The organism is Streptomyces sp. NBC_00258, from assembly GCF_036182465.1.
In the GTDB taxonomy this organism is placed as follows: Bacteria; Actinomycetota; Actinomycetes; order Streptomycetales; family Streptomycetaceae; genus Streptomyces.
This window is the reverse complement of record NZ_CP108081.1, coordinates 9,735,965-9,750,504: the sequence shown is the minus strand read 5'-3', so window position 1 is coordinate 9,750,504 and position 14,540 is coordinate 9,735,965. Positions and strand designations below refer to the sequence as shown.

7 protein-coding genes are annotated in these 14,540 nt (G+C 71.0%); 6 read left to right on the top strand and 1 reads right to left on the bottom strand.

Features of this window, described 5'->3' with window-relative positions:
* Window positions 1–13 precede the first annotated feature (13 nt).
* The 6 genes from OG718_RS43405 to OG718_RS43380 all read left to right on the top strand — a co-directional run bounded on the left by OG718_RS43405 (window position 14) and on the right by OG718_RS43380 (window position 9,628).
* Complete coding sequence (locus OG718_RS43405) at window positions 14–2,464, top strand: GcvT family protein (protein WP_328846728.1); 2,451 nt, start codon at window positions 14–16, stop codon at window positions 2,462–2,464.
* 22 nt (window positions 2,465–2,486) lie between these two features.
* A complete protein-coding gene (gene solA, locus OG718_RS43400; RefSeq protein WP_328846727.1) occupies window positions 2,487–3,641 on the top strand; it encodes an N-methyl-L-tryptophan oxidase in 1,155 nt (384 codons plus the stop codon).
* 11 nt (window positions 3,642–3,652) lie between these two features.
* The gene (locus OG718_RS43395; RefSeq protein WP_143635215.1) at window positions 3,653–4,816 is read left to right on the top strand and encodes an aromatic ring-hydroxylating oxygenase subunit alpha; all 1,164 of its coding nucleotides are present in this window, start codon (window positions 3,653–3,655) and stop codon (window positions 4,814–4,816) included.
* A complete protein-coding gene (locus tag OG718_RS43390; RefSeq protein ID WP_328846726.1) occupies window positions 4,809–6,275 on the top strand; it encodes an aldehyde dehydrogenase family protein in 1,467 nt (488 codons plus the stop codon). Before OG718_RS43395 ends, OG718_RS43390 begins: the two co-directional genes overlap by 8 nt.
* 172 nt (window positions 6,276–6,447) lie before the next feature.
* Window positions 6,448–8,025: an APC family permease gene (locus tag OG718_RS43385; protein WP_143635219.1), complete on the top strand. Its 1,578-nt coding sequence runs from the start codon at window positions 6,448–6,450 to the stop codon at window positions 8,023–8,025.
* Window positions 8,026–8,077: 52 nt separating this feature from the next.
* On the top strand, window positions 8,078–9,628 hold the full coding sequence (locus OG718_RS43380) for a GMC family oxidoreductase (RefSeq protein ID WP_328846725.1): 1,551 nt from the start codon (window positions 8,078–8,080) through the stop codon (window positions 9,626–9,628).
* 72 nt (window positions 9,629–9,700) lie between these two features.
* Here OG718_RS43380 and OG718_RS43375 read toward each other — a convergent pair whose 3' ends face one another.
* On the bottom strand, window positions 9,701–14,491 hold the full coding sequence (locus OG718_RS43375; protein ID WP_328846724.1) for a hypothetical protein: 4,791 nt from the start codon (window positions 14,489–14,491) through the stop codon (window positions 9,701–9,703).
* Between the last annotated feature and the right edge of the window lie 49 nt (window positions 14,492–14,540).

Here is a 14,540-nt window from a genome sequence, read left to right as displayed (position 1 = left end):
GACAAGGAGGGGCATGTCCAGCACGCCCGAAACGAACCCCCGCGTGGTCATCGTGGGCGCCGGCATCGTCGGCTGCTCCCTCGCCGACGAGCTCACCGCCCGCGGCTGGACCGACGTCACCGTCCTCGAACAGGGACCGCTGCCCGCTCCCGGCGGCTCCACCTCGCACGCGCCGGGCCTGGTCTTCCAGACGAACCCGTCGAAGACCCTCACCGAGTTCGCCCGGTACACGGTCGAGAAGTTCAACTCCCTTGAGGTGGACGGGGTCTCCTGCTTCAACCCGGTCGGCGGCCTTGAGCTCGCGACGACTCCCGAGCGGCTGGCGGAGCTGCACCGCCGGGCCGGGTACGCCGCTTCCTGGGGCATCCGCGGCGAGATCGTGAGCGCGGCCCGTTGCAAGGAACTGTGGCCGCTCATCGACGAGTCGATGGTCCTCGGCGGCTTCCACACACCCGACGACGGCCTGGCCCGCGCGCTGCTCGCGGCCCGCGCCCAGCTGACCCGGGCCGAAAGCCGTGGCGCCCGTTTCCTGGACCGGCACACGGTCACCGGGATCGAGCAGGAAGCCGGCAAGGTCACCGCGGTCGTCACCGACCGGGGCACCTTCCCCGCCGACCACGTGGTCTCGGCGGCCGGTTTCTGGGGCCCGGTCATCGGCCGCATGGCCGGCATCGACGTACCCCTGCAACCGCTCGCCCACCAGTACGCGAGGACCAGGCCCCTTCCCGAACTGGGCGAAGCCACCGAAGAGGCCTCGAAGCCCATCCTCCGTTTCCAGGACCGCGACCTCTACTTCCGCGAGCACACCGACCGCATCGGCATCGGCAGCTACGCGCACAAGCCGCTCCCCGTCGACCCGTTCGCGGTCCTCGACTACGACGAGGCGCGCGCGAACGACATGGAGATGCCGTCCTCGTTCCCCTTCACCGAGGAGGACTGGGCGCCGAGCTGGGACGACTGCCGCCGGCTGATACCGGCGCTGCGGGAGACGGAGATCGAGGAGGGCTTCAACGGCGTCTTCTCCTTCACGCCCGACGGCATGCCGGTGCTCGGCGAGTCCCGTGCGCTGCGCGGTTTCTGGCTGGCGGAGGCCGTGTGGGTCACGCACTCGGCGGGAGTCGCCAAGGCGGTGGCCGAGTGGATGGTCGACGGCCGCCCGGAGACCGACGCCCACGAGTGCGACCTCACCCGTTTCGAGGACGCCCAGCGCTCCCCCTCGTACATCAGGGACAGGGGCTCGCAGCAGTTCGTCGAGGTGTACGACGTGCTGCATCCGCTCCAGCCGATGGAGCAGCCGCGTCCGCTGCGGGTCAGCCCCTTCCACGCCCGCCAGCAGGAGCTGGGCGCGTACTTCCTGGAGGGCGGTGGCTGGGAGCGCCCGCACTGGTACGAGGCGAACGCCCCCCTCGTCGACGCCCTCGGCCCGCTCCCCGAGCGCGACGCCTGGTCGGCCCGCTACTGGTCGCCGATCGCGGCGGCCGAGGCGAGGGCGACCCGCGAGAAGGTCGCTCTCTACGACATGACTCCCCTGCGCCGCCTTGAGGTCACCGGCCCCGGTGCCCTCGACTTCCTGCACGGCATGACCAGCAACAACCTCCGCAAGAAGCCCGGCGCGGTCACGTACACCCTGCTCCTGGACGAGACGGGCGGCATCCGCTCCGACCTGACCGTCGCGCGGCTCGGGCCCGACCGCTTCCAGGTGGGCGCCAACTCCCCGGCGGACCTGGACTGGCTGACCAGGCACGCCCCGGAGGGCGTACACGTCCGGGACATCACCTCCGGCACCTGCTGCATCGGCGTCTGGGGTCCGCTCGCCCGCGACCTCGTCCAGCCGCTGACCCGCGACGACTTCTCGCACGAGGGCTTCGGCTACTTCCGCGCGAAGGAGACGTATCTCGGCCACGTCCCGGTCACCGCGATGCGCCTGAGCTACGTCGGCGAGCTTGGCTGGGAGCTCTACACCTCCGCCGACCTGGGGCTCCGCCTCTGGGACGCCCTCTGGGAGGCGGGCCGGGAGCACGGCGTGATCGCGGCCGGGCGCTCCGCCTTCAACAGCCTGCGGCTGGAGAAGGGCTACCGCGCGTGGGGCGTCGACATGACCGACGAGCACGACCCGTACGAGGCGGGTGTCGGCTTCGCCGTCCGCCTGGACAAGGGGGACTTCACGGGGATGGGGGCCCTGGAGGCCCGGGGCGAGCCCCGGCGCCGGCTCACGCCACTCCTCCTCGACGACCCGGCGTCCGTGGTCCTCGGCAAGGAACCGGTGTACGTGGACGGCTCCCCCGCGGGCTACGTCACCAGCGCGTCGTACGGGTACTCGCTCGGCCGGTGTGTCGCGTACGCCTGGCTGCCCGTACTGCCCGCCGGGGCGAGTGTGCATGTCGAGTACTTCGGCGAGAAGGTGCCCGCGACCGTTGCCGACGAACCGCTCTTCGATCCGAAGATGACCCGCATACGGCGTTGATCACAAGCTCTGGAGGTGCCCTGTGTCCCCTACCTACGACGTGATCGTCATCGGTCTCGGCGGGATGGGCAGTGCCGCCGCCCACCATCTGTCCTCGCGGGGTGCGCGGGTGCTCGGGCTGGAGAAGTTCGGGCCGGTGCACAACCGCGGTTCCAGTCACGGTGGTTCGCGGATCACCCGGCAGTCCTACTTCGAGGACCCGGCGTACGTACCGCTGCTGCTGCGCGCCTACGAGCTGTACGAGGACGTGGAGCGGGCCACCGGCCGGGACATCGCGACACTGTGCGGCGGTGTGATGATCGGGCCCCCCGATTCGCTGACCGTCTCGGGTTCGCTGCGCTCGGCCACGCAGTGGGACCTGCCCCACGAGATGCTGGACGCGGCCGAGATCCGCCGCCGCTTCCCGACGCTCGACCCGAAGGACGACGAGGTCGCGCTCTACGAGAAGAAGGCCGGCCTGGTCCGCCCCGAGAACATGGTCGCGGCCCATCTCCAGCTCGCCACCCGGCAGGGCGCCGACCTGCACTTCGACGAGCCGATGACCCGCTGGGAGCCGTACAGGGACGGGGTACGCGTCCACACGGCCGAGAACACGTACACCGCGAGCCAGCTGGTGATCTGCCCGGGCGCCTGGGCGCCGCAGCTGCTCACCGACCTCGGGGTGCCGTTCAGCATCGAGCGGCAGGTCATGTACTGGTTCCAGCCGAAGGGCGGGGTCCGGCCCTTCCTGCCCGAGAACCATCCGATCTACATCTGGGAGGACGCGGACGACGTCCAGGTCTACGGCTTCCCGTCCATCGACGGACCGGAGCTGGGCGCCAAGGTCGCCTTCTTCCGCAAGGGCGTCGAGTGCACCCCCGAGAACATCGACCGCACGGTCCACGAGGACGAGATCCGGGCGATGGCCGACCACATGTCCCGCCCCGTCCCGGACCTGCCCGGCACCTTCCTGAAGGCCGCCACCTGCATGTACTCCAGCACCCCGGACGAGCACTTCGTCATCGCCCGGCATCCCGCGCATCCGGAGTCCGTGACCGTGGCCTGCGGGTTCTCCGGGCACGGCTTCAAGTTCGTGCCGGTCGTCGGCGAGATCCTCGCCGACCTGGCCCTCACGGGCACCACCGCTCACCCGATCGGCCTGTTCGACCCCCACCGCCTCGCCGCCGCGCCCGCCTGAGGAGCACGCACGTGACGACGACCCCCGTCTCCCCCGCCCCCGTCTCCGCCCCCGGTCAGCTGCCGCCCAGCCTGATCGCCACCCTTCCGGGGCACTACTACACCGATCCGGAGATCTTCCGACAGGAGCAGGAACGGCTCTTCGAGTCGATGTGGTTCTGCGCGGTCCGCGGCGCTGACCTCGCCAAACCGGGCGCGTTCCGTACGGTCCAGGTCGGCCGCGAAAGCGTCCTGATCACCAGGTCCCGCACCGGTGAGCTGCGCGCCTTCCTGAACGTCTGCCGCCACCGCGGGGCCCGCCTCTGTCTGGAGGAGGCCGGCGAGGTCCGGCGCAATCTCCAGTGCCCGTACCACGCATGGACGTACGACCTCGACGGCAAGCTGATCGCGGCGCCGAACCTCGTGAAGATGCCGGACGTCGACCGAACGGAGTACGGCCTGGTCAAGGTCGCGCTGCGGGAGTGGCTCGGCTATGCCTGGGTGTGCCTGGCCGACGAGCCCCCGTCCTTCGAGGAGACGGTGATGGACGCGGCCGTGGAGCGGCTCGGGAACGTGGCGGCCATCGACCACTACGGCACGGAGAACCTCGCCCTCGGAAAACGCATCACCTATGACGTGAAGGCGAACTGGAAACTGATCGTCGAGAACTTCATGGAGTGCTATCACTGCGCGACGATCCACCCCGAGCTGACCGACGTCCTCCCGGAGTTCGCCGACGGCTACGCCGCCCAGTACTACGTGGGACACGGCGCCGAGTTCGGCGAGGAGGTCAAGGGCTTCACCGTCGACGGCAGCGAGGGATTCGGGAGACTTCCCGAGGTCGCGGAGGATCAGGACCGTCGTTACTATGCGATAACGGTCAAACCCACCGTGTTCATCAATCTCGTCCCCGACCATGTCATCCTGCACCGCATGTTCCCCCTCGCCGAGGACCGGACGATCGTGGAGTGCGACTGGCTCTACGCACCCGAGGTCGTCGAGTCGGGCGCCGACGTCTCGAAGTCCGTGGAACTCTTCCACCGGGTCAACGCCCAGGACTTCGAGGCCTGCGAGCGTACGCAGCCCGCGATGGCGTCCCGCGCCTACCGGAGGGGCGGGGTGCTGGTGCCCACCGAGCACCACATCGGGATTTTCCACGAGTGGCTCATTGGCATGCTGGGAGGCATGGATGGCTGACCTCTATATCGGCGGCACATGGACGAGCGCGCGGGAGAAGGGCACCCGCGAGATCCGCTGTCCGGCCGACGGTTCACTCGTCGCCGTGGTCGACGAGGCCGGACCCCAGGACACGGCCGACGCGATCGCGGCCGCGCGCCGCGCCTTCGACGACGGCCCCTGGCCCCGGACACCCGCGAACGAGCGCGGCGACCTGCTGCTGCGGGTCGCCGACCTGCTCGCCCGCGACAAGGACGTACTCGCCCGCGCGGAGTCCCTCGACACCGGCAAACGCCTGGTGGAGAGCGAGTACGACATCGACGACATCGAGAACTGCTTCCGCTACTTCGGCCGGCTCGTCGCGAGCGAGTCCGGCCGGGTCGTGGAGACGGGCACGGAGGGCGTCGACAGCCGGGTCGTGTACGAACCGGTCGGTGTCTGCGCGCTGATCACTCCCTGGAACTATCCGTTGCTCCAGACTGCGTGGAAGGTCGCCCCGGCGCTCGCCGCGGGCAACACCTTCGTCCTCAAACCGAGCGAGCTGACCCCGCACACCGCGATCCATCTGATGCGCCTCCTGGAGGAGGCCGGGGTGCCCGCGGGTGTGGCGAACCTGGTCCTCGGCGCCGGTCCGGAGGCAGGCGCTCCGCTGGGCGACCATCCGGACGTGGACCTCGTGTCCTTCACCGGCGGTCTGCAGACCGGCCGCAGACTCATGGCCGCGGCGGCCGGGACGGTGAAGAAGGTCGCCCTCGAACTGGGCGGCAAGAACCCGAACATCGTCTTCGCCGACGCCGACTTCGAGACGGCCGTCGACATGGCGTTGACGGCCGTCTTCCTGCATTCCGGGCAGGTCTGCTCGGCCGGGGCACGGCTCCTGGTCGAGGACTCGCTGCACGACCGGTTCGTCGACGAGGTCGTCCGCAGGGCCCGGCTGATCAGGCTGGGCGGACCGTTCGACGAGCAGGCACAGACCGGCCCGCTGATCTCGGCGGCCCACCGGGAGAAGGTCGAGGCGTACGTCGCCAAGGGCCTGGAGGAAGGCGCTGTGCTGCGCTGCGGCGGGGAACGCCCGACCGAGCCTCCGCACCCGGACGGCTTCTACTACCCGCCGACCGTGCTCGACGAGTGCTCCGGCCGGATGTCGGTCGTCCAGGAGGAGTCCTTCGGGCCCGTACTGACCGTGGAGCGGTTCGCAGACGAGGCGGAGGCGGTGCGGCTGGCCAACGACACGATCTACGGTCTCGCCGGCGGGATCTTCACCTCCGACGAGGCCAAGGCCCAGCGGGTCGCGTCCGCGCTGCGGATCGGCACCATCTGGATCAACGACTTCCACCCGTACGTCCCACAGGCCGAGTGGGGCGGTTACAAGCAGTCCGGGTTCGGGCGGGAGCTCGGTCCTGCCGGTCTCGCCGAGTACCGCGAGACCAAGCACATCTGGCGCACGACGAACCCGAGACCCCAGGGCTGGTTCTCGTGACCCATCGCAGGAAACCGCAAGAAAACGACGTTCCCCATGGTCAGAACCGGCCGTTCTCGCCGTAAGATCCAGCTTTCCTCACCCTGAGATCGAACACCCGCACACAACGGCCCCGCACGAGCCGCACTCCCCCTCCCGCCCGGGAGAACTCCCCCTTCCCAGGAGGCGCCTCATGACCACCACCGCTCAACCACCTGAGAAACACAGCAACGACGACTCGGAACTCAACGAGTTCGGCTACAAGCCCGAGCTGAAGCGCACGCTCGGCAATTTCCACACCTTCGCCGCCGGCATCAGCTACATCTCCATCCTCACCGGCACCTTCCAGCTCTTCTACTTCGGTTACGGCAGCGGCGGGCCCGCCTACTGGTGGTCCTGGCCCATGGTCTTCGTCGGCCAGTTCATGGTCGCGCTCTGCTTCGCCGAACTCGCCGCCCGCTATCCGGTGGCCGGCTCCGTCTACAACTGGTCCAAGAAGGTGGGCAACCCGCACATAGGCTGGCTGGCGGGCTGGACGATGCTGATCGCCTCGATCGTGTCGATCGCGGCCGTGGCCCTTGCGTATCAGTTGACGCTTCCCCAGATCTCCTCCGCGTTCCAGTTCGTGGGCGACGGCACCGGCAAGTACGACGTGGCCACCAACGCCGTGCTGCTGGCCTCCGTACTCATTCTCTTCACCACCCTGGTGAACGCCCTCGGTGTGAAGCTGATGGCCAGGATCAACACGGCCGGCGTCTTCATCGAGCTGATCGCGACCGTCGTACTGATCGTGCTGTTCGCCGTGCACATCACCCGTGGACCGGGCGTCGTGCTGGAGACGAACGGCACGGGAGCGGGCCAGCCCGGCGGCTACCTCGGCGCGTTCCTGATCGCCTCGCTGGCGTCCGCGTACGTGATGTACGGGTTCGACACGGCCGCCTCGCTCGGCGAGGAGTCCCTCGACCCGTCGCGCAACGCGCCGCGCGCCATCATCCGTGCCATCGTCGCCTCGTTCGTCCTCGGCGGGCTCATCCTGCTGCTCGCGCTGATGAGCGTGTCCAGCCTGAAGGGCGACAAGCTGTCCACGGACGGCCTGCAGTACGTCGTCCTCAACGTGCTCGGCGAGGACGCGGGCAAGGCCATGCTGTGGTGCGTGTTCATCGCGGTCACCGTGTGCGCCCTGGCCGTGCACACGGCAGCGATCCGGCTGGCCTTCGCGATGTCCCGCGACAACAACCTGCCCGCCTCCGCCAAGCTGGCCAAGGTCCATCCGCGCTTCCAGACCCCGATCCTGCCCGCGGTGATCATCGGCATCCTGGCGCTGGCGATCCTGGTGGTCAACATCCGCCAGCCGCAGATCTTCACGGTGGTCACCAGTATCGGCATCATCCTGATCTACCTCGCGTATCTGCTGGTCACCGGGCCCATGCTGGTGGCCAGGCTGCGCGGCCAGTGGCAGCCCGCGGGAGACGGCAAGTTCTCGCTCGGCCGCTGGGGACTGCCCGTCAACATCGTCGCCGTGGTGTGGGGCACTGCCATGATGATCAACCTGATCTGGCCGCGCGCCGCGGTCTACAACGCTGCCGCCCCGTACCACTGGTATCTGCGCTGGGGTGCCGTCCTGTTCGTCGGCATCGTGATGGGCGGCGGCTTCGCCTACTACTGGTTCGTGCAGCGGCACCGCACCGGAGTGCTCGCCGAGCATCAGTACAAGTCCCCCGACACACCTCTTCCGCCCGCCTCTCCCGCGGCCACCCCGACGGCCGACTGAGCGCCCGATCCGAAGGCAGAACGTCGCAAGGACTCAAGGAGGTCAACTCCCCATGAACGAAGACGAGTTCGACTACGTCGTGGTCGGCGGCGGCACCGCGGGCAATGTGGTCGCGGCCCGGCTCTCCGAGGACCCGTCCGTCACGGTGTGCGTCCTGGAGGCGGGGCCCAGCGACGTCGGCGACGACGACGTCATGAAGCTGGAGCGCTGGATGGGGCTCCTTGAGTCCGGCTACGACTGGGACTACCCGGTCGAGCCGCAGGCCAGCGGCAACAGCTTCATGCGGCACGCCCGCGCCCGGGTGCTAGGCGGCTGCTCCTCGCACAACTCCTGTATCGCCTTCTGGGCACCGGCCGAGGACCTGGACGGCTGGGCGGCCGCGGGCTGCACGGGCTGGAGCGCAGCCGAACTCTTCCCGCTCTACCAGCGGCTGGAGAACAACGACGCTCCCGGCGAGCACCACGGCCGCACCGGCCCGGTGAAGCTGCGCCAGCTGAAGAGCGACGACCCTTGTGGCGCCGCCCTGTTGGAGGCCTGCGCCCAGGCGGGCATTCCGACCACCCCGTTCAACACCGGAAAGACGGTCGTGCGCGGGGCCAACTGGTTCCAGATCAACTCCGACGAGAACAACATCCGCCAGTCCTCGTCGGTCGCCTACCTGCACCCGATCCTCGGCAAGCGTCCGAACCTGGACGTACGGACCGGGGTGCGGGCCAAGAAACTCGTGCTCGACGGGCGGCGCTGCGTGGGCGCCGAGTACCTGGACCCGGACCTGATCCACACGCGGACGGTACGGGCCAGGCGCGAGGTGATCGTGTCGTGCGGCTCGATCGACAGCGCGAAACTGCTGATGCTGTCGGGCATCGGGCCCGCCGAGCATCTGCGCGAGGTAGGTGTCGAGGTGGTGGTGGACTCGGCCGGCGTGGGCGAGAACCTTCAGGACCACCCCGAGGGCGTCATCATGTGGGACGCCAAGCAGCCCATGACGACCACCTCGAGCCAGTGGTGGGAGGCGGGCATCTTCTACGACACCGAACCGGGCCTGGACCGGCCGGACCTGATGTTCCACTACGGCTCGGTGCCGTTCGACATGAACACCGCGCGCTGGGGATATCCGACCTCCGAGAACGCGTTCTGTCTCACGCCGAACGTGACGAGCGCGAAGTCGCGCGGCACGGTGCGGCTGCGGACGCGCGACTTCCGGGACAAGCCCAAGGTCGATCCGCGGTACTTCACGCACGAGCACGACGCGCGCGTGATGACGTTCGGGCTGAAGCTGGCCCGTCGTATCGCGGAGCAGCCCGCGCTGAGCGTGTGGGCCGGGGCCGAGCTGGCCCCCGGGCCGGATGTCCGGACGGACGACGAGCTGCTCGACTACATCCACAAGACGCACAACACCGTCTATCACCCGTCCTGCACGGTGAAGATGGGTGCGGATTCCGACGCCTCGGCGCCTCTGGATGCTCGGCTTCGGGTGAAGGGCGTTGAAGGGTTGCGGGTCGCTGACGGGTCCGTGATGCCGGATCTTGTGGCCGTCAATCCGTGCATCACGACGATGATGATCGGCGAGAAGTGTGCTGATCTTTTGAAGGAGGACGCGTAGGGCGGGCCCCTTTAGGGGCGCGGGGAACTGCGCGACCAGCCACGGCGGGCCCGCAGTTCCCCACTGCCGTCCTTACGGAACACTCGGCGCCGGACGCTTGTACATGCGCGTCGCCGTGATCTCCGTGTGTACCGCCTCCCCGGCCGGAGCCTCACGCGGGAGGCCCGGCCGGAGGTGTTCCTCCACGCTGATGTACTTGAGGCCGGCTCGGAGGTCCGCGTCGTTGCGGAGGCGGATGACCAGGGGGAACTCCGCGAGCGCGGTCGTGTCGAACAGGCCCGTGGTGTAGAGGAGTTGGACACCGAGGGCGTCCGACACGGCCCGCTGGAGCTCCAGCAGATACGTCGCGTTGGCGCGGCCGATCGGGTTGTCCAGGAAGAGCGTGCCGGCATGCCGGTGCTTGTCGCTGCGGCCCCGGTCGTTCGAGCGCAGGGCCGCCATCGTGCAGTAGAGCGCGATCGCGGCGGTGAGCAGCTGGCCGCCGGAGAACACGTCGCCCATCTGCCCGACGGGTACCCGCTCGGCGCGCAGTACGGCGTCGGGCTTGAGGATCTCGACGGCGACGCCCTTGGGCTGAAGGGCCGCGCTGACCCCTCTGAGCAGCAGGGACATTCCGTCGCGGCGCATGTCGGAGTTCTTCTTGACGGCCGCGCGGGTCGCCTCGTCGACGACCTCGCCGAGCCGCTCGGCGAGCGTGGCCTGGTCGGGCTCCTCGAAGCGGATGCGCAGGAACTCCTGCCCCGACCACTCCCCGAGGCCTTCGGGGAGACGGGACAGCCGCTGGGCCGACCTGAGTGTGGCGAGCGCGGACTCCACGAGCCCGCGCAGCCGGTCGACGATCGAGTCGCGGTTGCGCTCCAGCTGCTCCAACTCGTCGGTGAGGACCCGCAGTCGGGGCGCGAAGGCGTCCGCCCACTTCTGTGCGTGCTCGGGCAGGGAGGACGCCGGCAGCTCACGGATCTGCTGGCGCGCGGGCGTGCGCACCTGCTCGTAGCGTGTCGAGTTGGCATGCCGGACAAGTACGTCGCTCGCCTCGCGCACCGAGGTCTCCGCGGCGGAGAGGTCGGCCGCGCAGCCGCGCAGGGAACGGCGGGACTCGGCGGCGGAGTGCCGGGCCTCTTCTAGGGTGCCCGGGTAAGGCTCGGACTCCTCCTGCTCCTCGTCCGAGTGCTCCCTGAGGAGGTCCCGGAGCAGGGCGGCCGTCTCATCGAAACCGCCCGCCGCGTCCTCGGCGGCGCGGTGGGCGTCGAGCAGCTCGGCGTGGGCCGCGCGCGCCTGGCTCAACGCCTCGGTGCGGGAGGCGAGTTCACCGGTGGCGGTGCGCAGCAGGCTCTGTGCGTGCTCGGCGTCGCGAGGGACCAGGTCCTCGGGCAGCTCGGTGTGCGCCTCGCCGTCCTCGGGCGCGTGCCGCTCGGCCTCGCCCCGCAGCCGTCCGAGCTGCTCGCTCGCGGTCGACATTCGCGTTTCCAGAAGCTGCACCAGCTCCTCGGCGCGGGCCGCGGCGGCCTGCCGGGAGGGCCCGTCGGAGCCGTCGGTGGACTCCAGGAGCTGCGCTGCACGTGTACGCACCTTGTTGCTCAGCCGCTCCAGCTCCGCGAGCGCCGCGCTCTCGTCGCTCTCGGCCCGGGACTGCTCGGCCCGCAGGTCGGCGCCGACGCCGACCTGCTCGTAGAGCTGTGAGGCGGCGCGATAGGCCTCGCGCAGAGCGGGCAGCGACGACTTCGCGGCGGCCGGGTCGGCCTCCGGTACGTCGTCGGGGGCGCCCGCGATCTCCGCGCGCTCGCCGCGCAGGGCGCGGGCCGTGCGGCGGGCGTCGTCGGCGGCGCGCTGGGCACCGCGCCGGTCCTCGTCGGCGGCGCGGGCACGCTCGAGGCAGGACTGGGCGCGGGCCTCCGACTCGGCCGCGTCGTCGGCGAGTTCGCGCAGCTTGACCTGCCAGCCGGCGCGCTCGCGCAGCCGGAAGGCGAGTCCGGCGAGTGCGTCGGCGGCGCGCCGGGCCCGCTGCGCGGCCTCCTGCCGCTCGTCCCGTACGAGGGCCGCCTCGGCCGCCGCCTCGTCGGCCTCGGCCCGGACCGTACGAGCCTCGGACAGCTCCGCCTCGGACTCCTCGGCGAACGTGCGCGCGTCGTGGGCCGCCGTGGCGAGCTCGGCGAGCCGCCCCGCCGGACAGCCGGTCCGCCAGGAGGCGAGCCGGGCGGCCAGCTCCCGGTCCTTGGCGAGCCGGGCCGCCAGCTCCCGGATCTCCTCGTCCCGTTCGGCCGCGCGCGTACGCAGCGTCTGCCGCTCCTCGTCGGCGGCGTGCTCGTCGTGCATGGCCGGGTTCGGCGGTACGAGGAAGACATCCCCGTCGCCCGCGTCGGGAGCCGGGGTCGGGGCGAGCAGCGCGGCGGCCGTGCCCACGGCGACGGCGGAGCGCGGGAGCAGCGCGGCGTCGGCGAGCGCTTCGCGGGCCCGTGCGTGGGTGTCCGGGTCCGTGATGATCACGCCGTCGACCAGCTCGGGCCGCGCGGCCAGCACGCGTGCGTGGTCGACAGGGTCGACGGCCTGCGCGAGGTAGCGCCAGCCGGGGAGGGCGGGGATGCCGTGCTCGCCCAGGTACTCCACGGTGGCCAGCACGTCGGGTCCTGGCGGCAGCAGCCCGCCGTCGCCGAGCGCGCCGAGGATCCGCGCGTCGTCGGCCGCGGCGGTCCGCAACTCGAAGAGCTGCCGCTCGGCGGAGGCGACCCCGTCGTCGAGGAGCTCCCGGAGCTCGTCGGCGTAGTGGTCCAACTCCTCGGCAGAGAGGGGCGCTTCGTCGGAGTGGGCTTCGGTGTCCGGGCCGCCCCGCCCGCGACGGGTGCCCGCTACGTCGGTGCCAGGGCTCGTCCCGGAAGCACGGCCCGACGTGTTCCCATGGTCGGCTCCGTCCGCTCGCGCGCCGCCGTTTCCACGCACGGCGCCCTCGGTGGAATCCGTGCCCGCGCCCTGTCGCGGCTGCGGCAGCCCGCCGCGCCCGGAGCCTCCCGAACCGCCGGAGGCACCCGGCAGGCTCAGCAGTTCGGCCAGCCGCTCCTCCCCCGCCAGCGCCCGGGCGGTCCCCCGCTCGGCGTCGTAGGCGCGCTCGGCGGCCGTCGCGGCGTCGGCCGCGCGGGCCGCCGTGAGCTCGGCGCGGGACTCGGCGGACGCCGCCTCGCGGGAGTGCTCCGTGGTACGGCTGGACGCCTCGCGCGCGGTGTCCCAGGCGGCGACGGCGGTCTTCTCGGCATCACTGGCGGCGAGCGCGGCACGGGCCGGGTCGGCGTCGGGGGCGGTGTCGTCGAGCCACCCGGCGCGCACCGCCTCGGCGGTCTCCTGCTCGACCTCGCTGAGGCGCTGACGCAGATGGCCGATCTCGCTGCGGGCGCGCTGTGCCTCGGTGGCGGCGGACGTCGAGTCCCGGTAGGCGGCCTCGCCGACCTCCTGGAGCGCGGCGGACCGCTCCTCCTCCTCGTTGGCTACCGTCTCGGCCCCCTCGGCCGCGGCGTGCAGGGCCCGTACGAGATCGGCGGCGGCCTTGGCCCGCGCGGCGAGCGCCGGCGCGGCGTCCCGCTCGGCCTCGCGGATGGCGACGGCCACCCGCGCGGAGCGGTCGGCGGAGGCGCGGTGCCGCAGCACCAGTTCGGCGGCCTGCCACGCGGAGTGCAGCGTGCGTGCGTCGGCGAGCTCCCGCTTCTGCGCTGCCGCGCCCTTCTCGGCCCCGGCGAGGGCCAATGAGGCATGCCGGTATGCGAGTTGGGCCGAGATCAGCGCGCTGCGCTCCCGGGAGCTGTCGGCCTCGGTGACCCGGTGGGCGGCGGCGGTGACCTGCTGGGCGAGGTCGCCGGTGCGGCCCCGCTCCTGCCCGGCGCGCGCGGAGAGCCTTCGCGCCAGCGTCCTCGTACGCCGCTCGGCGCCCGCGTGGACGTCCCGTGCGCGCGAACGCGTGCCGGTCGCCTCGACGATCCGCCCGAGCAGGTCCACGGATCCGGCGGTGAACTCGCGCTCGGCGATCAGCTCGGCCCGCCGACCCAGCTTGTTGCCGAACCCGCCGACCAGGTCGGCGAGCCCGTCGGTGTCCCGGGTGTCGGTGACCGCCCGCAGCAGCAGGTCGGTGAAGTCGGAGTCCTTCTTGACGGCGAAGAGACCGGCGGCCTCGCCCTCGTCGGCGTTCATCTCACGCTGGTAGCGGAAGAGTTCGGGGTCGAGGCCCAGGTCGCCGAGGTGTTCGATCCAACGGTCGTGGATCTCCTCCCAGTGCACTTCGAGATGCGGGTACGCCTTGCCCGCCTCGGTGAGCGCGTCCCGGAAGCCCTTCATGGTGCGCCGGCGCCCCTGCGCGCCCGAGGCACCCTCGACGGACGGCCGCACGGAAGTGGCCTCGGCGACCGGCAGGTTGTCCAGGCTCAGCCCGGGCCCGGGCCGGAACGAGTACCAGGCCTCCGCGAACTTCCGCGGATCGTTGGAGACCTGGCGCCCCCGCCACTCGCTGACCTTGCCGACCACGACACACTCGCCGGTCAGCGTGTGCTGCCACTCCAGCGCCACGTGCCCGCAGTCGTCCGCGAGCAGGAACTTCCGCAGCACGCCGGAGCTGGCGCCGCCCAGTGTGTTCCGGTGACCGGGCAGCATCACGGAGAAGATCAGCTTGAGCAGTACGGACTTGCCGCCGCCGTTCTCCAGGAAGAGCACACCGGCGGGCGCGGGGCGGCGCGGCGGCCCGACGGGCTCCTCCTCGAAGAACTCCGCCTGCGTCGGCGCGGGGTCGGGCACGGGCTCGCCGACACCCCGCAGGTCCAGCACGGTGTCGGCGTAGCGCGCACCGGCAGGCCCGATGGAGTAGAGGCGGACCCTGGACAGCTCGTACATGGCGGCGGACTCTCGTAGTCGTAAAGGGAGTTGGGGCGGTCGGTCGGAG

Bases quoted from the DNA above. Each gene is read 5' to 3' on its own strand.
- OG718_RS43375 (WP_328846724.1), bottom strand. From the start codon at position 14,491: ATGTACGAGCTGTCCAGGGTCCGCCTCTACTCCATCGGGCCTGCCGGT.
- OG718_RS43380 (WP_328846725.1), top strand. From the start codon at position 8,078: ATGAACGAAGACGAGTTCGACTACGTCGTGGTCGGCGGCGGCACCGCG.
- OG718_RS43390 (WP_328846726.1), top strand. From the start codon at position 4,809: ATGGCTGACCTCTATATCGGCGGCACATGGACGAGCGCGCGGGAGAAG.
- OG718_RS43405 (WP_328846728.1), top strand. From the start codon at position 14: ATGTCCAGCACGCCCGAAACGAACCCCCGCGTGGTCATCGTGGGCGCC.
- OG718_RS43385 (WP_143635219.1), top strand. From the start codon at position 6,448: ATGACCACCACCGCTCAACCACCTGAGAAACACAGCAACGACGACTCG.